Consider the following 10101-nt stretch of genomic DNA (forward strand, 5'->3'; position numbering starts at 1 on the left):
GAAGAGACGCCGACGTGCCATGGAGTCCCCTGCCCCTGTCAGCACGGGCGGAACACCGGCTCCGGCGGCGGAGGAGGGATCGGCCCCGGAGTCCCGGACACGCTCGTGGCCCCCCGCGGACGCCCCTGGGCCCGTGGACACGCCCACGGCGTGCGCCGGGTCAGCGCGGGTGGTCTCCGCCGCGGATCTGGTCGACCGCGTGCCTGAGGACCGGCGAGAGCACCGCCATGCCGTCGCGGACCCCGCCCGAGGACCCGGGGAGGTTGACGACCAGGGTGTTCGCCGCCTGCCCCGCGAGCCCGCGGGACAGGATCGAGGTGGGCACCCTGTCGCGGTTGGCCTGGCGGACGGCCTCGGCGATGCCGGGGATCTCCCTGTCGAGCACCCGCGCGGTCATCTCGGGGGTGAGGTCCGTCGGGGTCAGGCCCGTGCCGCCGGTGGTGACGATCACGTCATAGCCCTCGGCGACCCCCGAACGCAGCGCCTCCTCGACCGGTTCGCCGTCGGGGACCACCCGCGGGCCGTCCACCTCGCATCCGGCGTCGGCGAGCAGCTCGGCCAACAGTTTTCCCGATTTGTCCTCGTATATCCCGGCGGAGGCCCGGTTGGACGCCGTGATCACCAGAGCTCTCATGCGGTCATCCTTCCAGCACTCCCGGCCCCGTCCCGCCTACGGCCTGGTCCAGGTCCCGGTCTTGCCGCCGGTCTTCTCCTCGACACGGACATCGGTGATCACAGCCGCCGGATCGACCGCCTTGACCATGTCGACCAGTGCCAGCGCGGCGACCGAGACGGCGGTCAGCGCCTCCATCTCGACCCCGGTCCGATCCGCGGTCCTGACCAGGACGGCGATCTCCACGCCGTCGTCGGCCACGGCCAGCTCCACCTTCACACCGTGCAGCGCGATCGGGTGGCAGAGCGGGATCAGGTCCGGGGTCCGCTTGGCCCCCATGATGCCGGCGATGCGCGCGGTGCCGAGCGCGTCGCCCTTGGGGACCTCCCCGGAGCGCAGCAGGGCCACGGCCTCCTCGGACAGCAGCACCTTTCCGGTGGCGGCGGCCGTACGGACCGTGACGTCCTTGGCCGAGACGTCCACCATCCGCGCCGCGCCGGTCTCGTCGATGTGTGTGAATCCGCTCATGCGGACATCATCCTCTCGGCCGGGTCCTCCCTCGGAGCGGCGTCCCCACGATCACAGCGGGATGACCTCGACGGTCGCCCCCTCCGGCACCTCGGTGACGTCCTCCGGGACCACGACCAGCGCGTTGGCCGAGGCCAGGGCGGCGAGCTGGTGGGACCCCTGCCGGGTCACCGGGGTGACCGAGCCGTCGGCGGCGAGCACCGCGCGCAGGTAGGAGCGCTTGCCCCGCGGCGAACGGAGCGGGGAGGCGGTGACGGCCCGCACGGTGGGGGTCGGCCCCGCGGGCAGTCCCTGCATCTTCCGCAGCGCGGGCCGGACGAACAGCATGAACGACACGAAGGACGACACGGGATTGCCCGGCAGGGCGAAGACCGGGATGTGGTCCTCCCCCACGACGCCGAACCCCTGGGGCATGCCCGGCTGCATGGCGACGCGGTCGAAGCGGACCGTGCCGAGGGGGCCGAGCGCCTCCTTGACCGGCTCGTACGCGCCCATCGAGACGCCGCCGCTGGTGATCACGGCGTCGGCCCGCAGGAGCTGGGCGTCGAGCTGGTCGAGGAAGCTCGCGGCGTCGTCGGCCACGATCCCCGCCCGGTATCCGTCACCGCCCGCCTCGCGCACCGCGGCGACCAGGGTGTAACTGTTGGACTCCCAGATCTGACCGGGGGCCAGCGGCGTGCCGGGCTCGGCCAGCTCGGCACCCGTCGAGATGACCACCACCCTGGGGCGGGGCCGCACCAGCACCCGGCGGCGGCCGACTCCCGCGAGGACGCCGAGCTGTGCCGGCCCGATCAGCGTGCCCGCGGGCAACACGACGTCACCCGCGCGCACGTCCTCGCCCGCCCCACGGATCGCGTTCCCCACGGGCGCGGCCCGCTCGATCGTGACCCGCGCCGTGCCGCCGTCGGTCCACTCGACCGGGATCACCGCGTCCGCGCCCTCAGGCATCGGAGCGCCGGTCATGATGCGCATCGCCGTACCGGGGCCGACGACCAGCGGCCTGCCGTCGCCGGCCGCGATGTCGCCGGTCACCGGCAGCGTCACCGGCGCCGCCGCGACGTCCTCGGCCCGTACGGCGTAGCCGTCCATGGCCGAGTTGTCGAACGGCGGCAGCGAGACCGGGGAGGCGACCTCCTCGGCCAGGGTGGTCCCCAGCGCCCCTTCGAGCTCTATCTCGAGGGGGGCCAGCGACCGCACGGTGAGCAGGATGTCGGCGAGGTGCTCGTCGACCGATCTCATGGGGCTCGTCGGGCTCGTGGAACTCATCGGGAAGCCAGGAACTCCTTCAGCCAGGGCAGGAACTCCGGCGCCAGGTCGGAACGGTCGGCGGCGAACTGGACCACCGTGCGCAGGTAGTCGAGCTTGTTGCCGGTGTCGTAGCGGCGGCCGCGGAACAGCACGCCGTGGACGGGGCCGCCGTCCTCGGTGCCGCGGGCGGCGAGGGTGCGCAGGGCGTCGGTGAGCTGGATCTCGTTGCCCCGGCCGGGCGGGGTGTTCTCGAGGACCTCGAACACGGCCGGGTCGATCACGTATCGGCCGATGATCGCCCAGTTGGACGGGGCCTCCTCGGCGGGGGGCTTCTCGACGAGGTCGGTCACCCGGACCACGTCGTCCTCCGCGGTGGGCTCGATTGCGGCGCAGCCGTACAGGGACACCTGTTCCTTGGGGACCTCCATCAGCGCGATGACGCTGCCCCCGTGGGTGCGGCGTACCTCGATCATGCGCTTGAGCAGTTCGTCACGGTAGTCGATCAGGTCGTCGCCGAGCAGGCACGCGAAGGGGTTGTCGCCCACGTGCTGCTTGGCGCAGAGCACCGCGTGGCCGAGGCCGCGCGGTTCGCCCTGCCGTACGTAGTGGAGGGTCGCGAGATCTGCGGGCTCACGGACCTGGGAGAGGCGCTCGTCGTCGCCCTTGGCCTCCAGGACGTCCTCCAGCTCGATCGCCCTGTCGAAGTGGTCTTCGATGGAGCGCTTGTTCTTGCCGGTAACCATGAGGACGTCGAGCAGTCCGGCGGAGACCGCCTCCTCGACGACATACTGGATGGCGGGCTTGTCGACGATCGGCAGCATCTCCTTCGGAGTCGCCTTGGTCGCCGGGAGGAAGCGGGTGCCCAGGCCCGCGGCAGGAACGACGGCTTTGGTCACGAGATCGAAGTCGGCCATATGAAAACGATAGTGGAGGGGTTGTGGACAAGCCGAGGCTGCGGTCGGCGATCGAGGCCGCGCGCGCCGCGGTTCCTGAGGACGAGCGGCACGCGGCCTCCGTCAGGACGAGGGAGTCGCTGCTGGAGCAGCCGTGGGTCCAGATGGCGGGGCTCGTGGCGTGCTACTGGTCGATCGGCGCCGAACCCGCCACCCACGGGCTCGTCTTCGCGCTGTGGAAGCACGGCGCGACGGTGATCCTGCCGGTGCTGCGCGAGGACGACGATCTCGACTGGGCGGTGTACGACGGCCCCGACACCCTCGCCCCAGGGCGCTTCGGGATCATGGAACCGGTGGACACCCGGCGGGGCATCGACACCGTCAGGACCGCCGCGCTCGTGATCGTGCCCGCGCTCGCGGTCGACCGGTCCACCGGCGTACGGCTCGGCCGCGGCGGCGGCTCCTACGACAGGGCGCTGGCGAGGGTCGGTCCGAACGTGCCGACGGTCGCGTTGCTGCACGAGGGAGAGCTGATCGAAGGGGTCCCCGCGGAGCCGCACGACCAACCGGTCCGCTACGTGGCGCAACCGAGCGGAATCACCAAGGTGACAGCGGGGCGTGCCTGACGAGTCGGTCTAATGCGACACAATGGTCCCTGAAGTGAGAGAGGGGGCCAGATGGGATTGGACGTCTGGCTGCTTCTCGGAGCGGGGATCGTCATCGCGGCGATCGTCGCGGTGCGGATCGCTCATCGAAGCGGCCTGCCCAGCCTCCTGATCTTCCTGGGCTTCGGCCTGCTCGTCGGCGAGTCCGGCCTCGGACTCCAGTTCGAGAACCCGGTGCTCGCCCAGCAGATGGGCCTGATCGCCCTGGCGATCATCCTGGCCGAGGGCGGTCTGACCACCAACTGGCACCACGTGCGGCGGTCCATACCCACCGCGCTCGTGCTCGCGACCCTCGGGGTCGCGGTGAGCATCGCGACCGTCGCGATCGCGGTGCACACGTTGCTCGGCATGGACTGGCGGACCGCACTGCTGCTGGGCGCGATCCTCGCGTCCACGGACGCGGCGGCGGTCTTCTCCGTCCTGCGCCGCCTGCCCCTGCCCTCACGGCTCGCGGGCGTCCTGGAGGCCGAGTCCGGCTTCAACGACGCGCCGACCGTCATCGCGGTGATGCTGCTGAGCGCCGCAGCCTCGCCCAGCCTGGGGAGCGCGCTGCTCCTGGTCGTCTTCGAGCTGGTCGTCGGCGCCGCCGTCGGCCTGGCGGTCGGCCCCGTCGGGGTGTACGCGCTGCGCCGCATCGCCCTGCCGGTGTCGGGTCTGTACCCGATCGCGGTGCTCGCGCTGGCGTTCGTCGCCTACGCGGGCGCGGTGCTCCTGCACGGCAGCGGCTTCCTCGCGGTCTACCTGGCCTCCCTCGTGATGGGCAACTCCCGGATGCCCCACCGCGCCTCCTCGCGCGGATTCGCCGAGGGAGTGGCCTGGCTGGCCCAGATCGGCCTGTTCGTCATGCTCGGCATGCTGGCCAGCCCGTCCGAGATGCCCGCGGCGATCATCCCGGGCCTGGTGACCGGGCTGATCCTGGTCGCGGTCGCCCGGCCGCTGTCCATCGTGCTCAGCGCCCTGTTCGTACGGCTGGCACAGGTCGACCGGCTGAACTGGCGGGAGCAGGCCTTCCTGTCGTGGGCGGGCCTGCGCGGCGCGGTGCCCATCGTGCTGGCCACCATCCCCTGGGCCGCCAACTCGGTGCACAACGGCGTCGCCAAGCTGGTCTTCAACGAGGTCTTCGTCATCGTCGTCGTCTACACCCTGATCCAGGGTCCGACGCTGCCCTTCGTCGCCAAGGTTCTCGGCCTCTCCACCCCTGACGAGGCCCGCGACCTGGAGGTCGAGTCCGCGCCGCTGGAGGAACTCAACGCCGACCTTCTGCAGATCAGGGTGCCGCCGACCTCCAAGCTCCACGGTGTCGAGATCTTCGAGCTGAGGCTGCCCTCGGACGCCCAGGTCACGCTGATCGTCAGGGACGGCAGGACGTTCGTGCCCACGGACTCGACGAGGATCAGGATCGACGACCAACTCCTGATCGTGACGACCGCGACGTGCAGGGAATCCGTCGAACAGCGGATGAAGGCGATCAGCCGTCGCGGTAAGCTCGCGGGCTGGTTCGGGGAGCGGGGAAGGTAACCGGTCGATTCGCGGACGGAATGCGACAGATCCGACTCGCGTTTATGCTTGTCGGCTGCCTATCATTAGCAGTCGCGTCAGTAGAGTGCCAATCGGCGCGGACCGAAGAGGAGGAGCGCGTGCCCACCTACCAGTACGCCTGTAGTGCCTGCGGCAACGAGTTCGACATCGTCCAGAAGTTCTCCGACGACGCGCTCACCGAGTGCCCGACCTGCGCCGGCGAACTGCGCAAGGTGTTCTCCGCGGTCGGCATCGTGTTCAAGGGCTCAGGCTTCTACCGGACCGACAGCCGGTCCTCCTCGTCCAGCACGGTGAGCTCCGGCGCGTCCTCGGCGTCGGGTTCGTCCGGTGACTCGAAGCCCGCCGAGTCCAAGCCGGCGGAGTCGAAGCCAGCCGCCGCCAGCAGCCCGGCCCCCGCGGCCTCCTGACCGACCCCCGCCCTCCGAGACCGGCCCACCGGCCTCACGCGTCGAGCCGTCGGGGGCGGGGCGGAACGAACACGGGGAACGGACGATCGCGACCGTCGGAACACGGGCGGCCACCGGCACGACGGAGACCCGCCCTCTCGGGGACGACAGCCACTCGGGAGCGACTGCCGTTTCGGAGACGTCGGCCGCGCTCTCGCGCCCGTACGGGCATCTCGCGTCCGTACGGGGATGAGTCCCTTCGGGGACTACCGGCCCTTCGGGGACGGCGGCTGTCCGGAGACCCGGTCAGCGGCCACGAGGGCGGTCGGAGACCGAGCCGAGCATCTCGTGGGGAAGCCTGTCCAGCAGTTCACGGAGCCCGGGGTGGCTGTCCGGGTCCCAGTCGTCGAGCATCCGCCGCAGTCCCTCGCGTGCCTCGCCGACCAGCAGCCCGGCCACCTGCTCACCGGCCGGAGTGAGCTCGAGGCGCGCTCCGCCGTCCGTACGGCGGACCAGGCCCCGCGTGACGAGCAGGTCCGCGTACGGCCTGCCCTGGTCGGCCGTCACCCCCGCGCGCTCGGCGAGTTCCCTGCCCGTCTGACCGCCCCTGACGGCCAGGCGTGCGAGCAGCCACATGGAGCCCGGCGGCAGGTCGAGACGGGTCATGTCGCCCAGACGACGGTAGTAGTCCCTGCGCATGTCCGCGTCGGCCAGCCGCCACAGCCCGCGTTCGACCTCGCGGAGCGAGGAGCGCTCGGCGGACACGGCGCCGTAGCACTCGCCCAGGTCGGCGGGCTTGGTCGTCTCGCGGAGCGGCACCTCCGGCAGCAGCCAGGCGGCGGCGAACGCCACCAGGGCCACCGGCGTACCGTAGAGGAACACCTGGGCGATCGCGTCCGAGTAGGCCGTGAGGAACGCGGCGGCGGCCTCGGGCGGCAACTCCCTGACGACCGTCGGGTCCGACTGGACCGCCGCCTCCAGGCCGGGCGGGATCCGGACCGTCCGCGACAGCCGTACCAGGTCCTCGGTGAGCTGTGAGGTGAAGACGGTCCCCGCGACGGCGACGCCGAAGGCCCCTCCGATGGAGCGGAAGAAGATGGCGCCCGAGGTGGCCACTCCCAGGTCCTCGAAGCCGACCGCGTTCTGCACCACGATCACCAGCACCTGCATCACCAGGCCGATGCCGACGCCCAGCACGAGCAGGTACGCGCTCAGTTCGAAGGTCGAGATGTCCTCGTGGAGCTGGGAGAGCAGGTAGAGCCCGAGCGTCGCGATCGCGCCGCCCGCGATCGGGAAGACCCGGTATCTCCCGGTGCGCGTGATGATCTGCCCGCTGACGATCGAGGTCACGAGCATGCCCGCCATCATCGGAAGCAGGTGGATGCCGGACAGGGTGGGCGAGACGCCCTGGACGACCTGGAGGAACAACGGCATGTAGGTGAGCGAGCCGAACATCGCGAACCCCACGGCGAAGCCGATCAGCGACGCCACGTTGAAGGCCCTCAACCCGAACAGGCGAAGTGGGAGCACCGGTTCGGCCGCTCGCCGCTCCACCCGCCACCACAGCGCCAGGAGGGCCGCCGCGGCGATCACCAGCCCGATGACGACCGGATGGCTCCAGGGATAGACAGCGCCGCCCCAGGTGGTCGTCAGCACCAGGCACGCAGCCGCGGCGCCGAGGAGGACGATGCCGGGAAGGTCGACGGCGTGCCGCGTCCGCGCCGCGTCCTGCGGCAGCGCCGCGGAGATCACGAGCAGCGCGAGGATCCCGACCGGCAGGTTGACGTAGAAGACCCAGTGCCAGGACAGGTGGTCGACGAACAGGCCGCCGAGCAACGGCCCGGCGACGCTGGAAACGGCGAACACCGCGCCGAAGAACCCCTGGTATCTCCCGCGTTCACGGGCGGGCACGACGTCCCCGACGATCGCCTGGGCCAGCACCATGAGGCCGCCCCCGCCGAGCCCCTGCAGGGCACGGAAGCCGATCAGCTCGCCCATGTTCCGCGACAGGCCGCACAGGGCGGAGCCGACCAGGAAGATGACGATCGCCCCCTGGAACAGCCTCTTCCTGCCGTACTGGTCGCCGAGCTTGCCCCACAGCGGCGTCGAGACCGTCGAGGCCAGGATGTACGCGGTGACGACCCAGGACAGCTCCCCAAGGCCGCCCAGATCCCCGACGATCGTCGGCAGCGCCGTGGAGACGATCGTCTGGTCGAGCGCCGCGAGCAACATGCCCAGCATGAGCGCCCCGATGACAAGCCCGACCCCCTTCGACTCCCCCGGCGCCCTCACCCGCCCCGCCACCAAGCTCTCTCACCCATCAGACCGCCCCAAAACGATCACCGACGACACCGGCGCCGCGGACAGCGACACCACGCTCACACGACGCCCCCTCCGCCGCACGCGTGATCACCGCCAACCTCGACAACACCGGCCCCCACCCCTTACGCCTCTCGAGCACCTGGCACGGCGCACAGCTCGAACACCCCAATGCGGCGCACGCCCCCTGAGTCCCCCAACCGCAACACCGCCCCACGTGATCGAGCTCTCTGACCGTCCGCGTCGACTCCAGAACACCCCAGGCTCATCGCGTGGATCGGTTTCGCCCGGCCGGCCAAGCTCAACGCTCACATCGCCCCCGATCGACGTAACTCGCCCCCGATCGGCGTAACGCGAAACATACCCAGAGTAATCAAATCACCACACTGAAGAGCGGTTATCCACAGGGCGCCCCCGAAGCCCTACCGATATCCACAGGACCCGCTCAGGGCTCCTCAACGACTCATCGATGGCGCTAACCTCGGCGCCATGGTCACCAACGCGGACATCGGAGTCATCGGCGGCTCGGGCTTCTACTCTCTGCTCGACGACGCGACAGAGGTCGAGGTCACCACCCCTTACGGCCCGCCCAGCGACGTCATCACCGTCGGCCGGATCGGATCACGCTCGGTGGCCTTCCTGCCCCGGCACGGCCGCGACCACCGTTTCCCTCCCCATCTCATCCCCTACCGCGCCAACCTGTGGGCCCTGCGTTCCCTGGGCGTCCGTCAGGTTCTCGCCCCCAGCGCGGTGGGCTCCCTGCGCCCCGAGCTCGGCCCCGGCACCCTGGTCGTCCCCGACCAGCTCGTCGACCGCACCTCAGGTCGCACACAGACCTACTACGACACCGGCGGCGTCGTTCACGTCTCCTTCGCCGACCCCTACTGCCCCGCAGGGCGCGCGGCAGCCGTCGACACCGCCAGATCCGCCGGATGGGACCTGGCCGAAGACGGCACCCTGGTCGTCATCGAGGGCCCGCGCTTCTCCACCCGCGCCGAGTCCCGCTGGTTCACCGCCAACGGCTGGACGATCGTCGGCATGACCGGCTTCCCGGAGTCGGTCCTCGCCCGCGAGCTGGCTCTGTGCTACACCACGCTGTCCCTCGTCACCGATCACGACGCGGGAGTCGAAGCAGGCGAGGGCGTCACCCACGAGGAGGTTCTCGCCTTCTTCGCCACCAACATCGCCCGCATGCGTTCCCTGGTCGCCGACGTGGTCAACGCCCTGCCCGAAAAACGCACCTGTTCATGCCCCGATGTCCTGAACGGCCTCCGCCTCCCCTTCGAGCTCCCCGGCTGATCCTCCTCCCCTGCCCCGCACCCCTTCCTCCTGTTCCTCCTGCCATACAGGCCGGCGTCGCAGCCTTCGTCTCAGTTCATCTTCACTCCCCGGCTCACCACGCCTTCCACGCTTGTCCGCCCCACCGAGATTCGGGACAGGCAAGCTCGCTCCAGCCCTGTCCCACACCTCTCCTCCAGGACCCAGCTCTTCAGACATTCCTCCAGGGCCCCAGCTCCTCCAGGCACTCTCGACTCAGCCCCACGCCCTCTCAGACCACTCCTCCCGAAGGCTCACCACTCCTCCCGGAGCTCGTTTCACTCCTCCCGGGGGCTCACCACTACTGGAAACGTCCTTCCCACAGGAAGTCCCCAACGCCCGGACCCTGACCTTCGCCCCAGCCCCCAGGCGGGGTGACCACATGCCTTCACCGAGGTTCGTGGCGTTTTGAGTGCCGACACGGCGAGTGCTGATGCAGGCATGCCCTGCGCCTTCAAACAACGCGCACCCCGGTGAACGTTTCTCAGTCACAGCACCACCCAGGCCTCATGCCCAGGTCTGACCAACTGGCCGCGATCGGCCCCCAGCTTTCGCGAGCACAGCTCCACCCGACGCCTGAGCCGCCTGACGCC

Annotated in this window: 9 protein-coding genes; 4 read left to right on the forward strand and 5 right to left on the reverse strand. The window is 70.5% G+C overall.

Translation table 11 applies throughout. The features are described 5' to 3' along the window. Window positions 1-160 precede the first annotated feature (160 nt). From PKF00_RS21930 to galU, 4 genes are read right to left on the reverse strand one after another with little or no spacing between them, the layout of a single operon-like run. Window positions 161-634, reverse strand: a complete 474-nt coding sequence (locus tag PKF00_RS21930) for a MogA/MoaB family molybdenum cofactor biosynthesis protein (RefSeq protein ID WP_271219470.1) — start codon at window positions 632-634, stop codon at window positions 161-163. A 36-nt stretch (window positions 635-670) separates the two neighbouring features. Continuing rightward, window positions 671-1141 carry a cyclic pyranopterin monophosphate synthase MoaC gene (moaC, locus tag PKF00_RS21935; RefSeq protein WP_271219471.1) on the reverse strand — a complete coding sequence of 157 codons (471 nt, stop codon included), beginning with the start codon at window positions 1139-1141 and terminating at the stop codon, window positions 671-673. A gap of 51 nt (window positions 1142-1192) precedes the next feature. After that, complete coding sequence (gene glp / locus PKF00_RS21940) at window positions 1193-2380, reverse strand: molybdotransferase-like divisome protein Glp (RefSeq protein ID WP_271219689.1); 1188 nt, start codon at window positions 2378-2380, stop codon at window positions 1193-1195. A gap of 23 nt (window positions 2381-2403) precedes the next feature. After that, window positions 2404-3303, reverse strand: coding sequence for a UTP--glucose-1-phosphate uridylyltransferase GalU (gene galU / locus PKF00_RS21945; protein WP_271219472.1), 900 nt, complete (start codon window positions 3301-3303; stop codon window positions 2404-2406). Between the two features lie 23 nt (window positions 3304-3326). On the opposite strand from galU, the gene PKF00_RS21950 reads away from it, so the two are divergent. The 3 genes from PKF00_RS21950 (at window position 3327) to PKF00_RS21960 (ending at window position 5893) form a co-directional block, all read left to right on the forward strand. Further along, a complete protein-coding gene (locus PKF00_RS21950; protein WP_271219473.1) occupies window positions 3327-3908 on the forward strand; it encodes a 5-formyltetrahydrofolate cyclo-ligase in 582 nt (193 codons plus the stop codon). 51 nt (window positions 3909-3959) lie between these two features. Next, on the forward strand, window positions 3960-5465 hold the full coding sequence (locus PKF00_RS21955; RefSeq protein ID WP_271219474.1) for a potassium/proton antiporter: 1506 nt from the start codon (window positions 3960-3962) through the stop codon (window positions 5463-5465). A gap of 119 nt (window positions 5466-5584) precedes the next feature. Further along, window positions 5585-5893 carry an FmdB family zinc ribbon protein gene (locus tag PKF00_RS21960; protein ID WP_271219475.1) on the forward strand — a complete coding sequence of 103 codons (309 nt, stop codon included), beginning with the start codon at window positions 5585-5587 and terminating at the stop codon, window positions 5891-5893. A gap of 285 nt (window positions 5894-6178) precedes the next feature. On the opposite strand, the gene PKF00_RS21965 is transcribed toward PKF00_RS21960, so the two are convergent. Continuing rightward, the gene (locus tag PKF00_RS21965; protein ID WP_271219476.1) at window positions 6179-8176 is read right to left on the reverse strand and encodes an MFS transporter; all 1998 of its coding nucleotides are present in this window, start codon (window positions 8174-8176) and stop codon (window positions 6179-6181) included. Window positions 8177-8680: 504 nt separating this feature from the next. On the opposite strand from PKF00_RS21965, the gene PKF00_RS21970 reads away from it, so the two are divergent. Continuing rightward, window positions 8681-9490: an S-methyl-5'-thioadenosine phosphorylase gene (locus PKF00_RS21970; protein WP_271219477.1), complete on the forward strand. Its 810-nt coding sequence runs from the start codon at window positions 8681-8683 to the stop codon at window positions 9488-9490. The last annotated feature ends 611 nt before the right edge of the window (window positions 9491-10101 follow it).

The organism is Streptosporangium carneum, assembly GCF_027922005.1.
GTDB classification, from domain to species: Bacteria; Actinomycetota; Actinomycetes; order Streptosporangiales; family Streptosporangiaceae; genus Streptosporangium; species Streptosporangium carneum.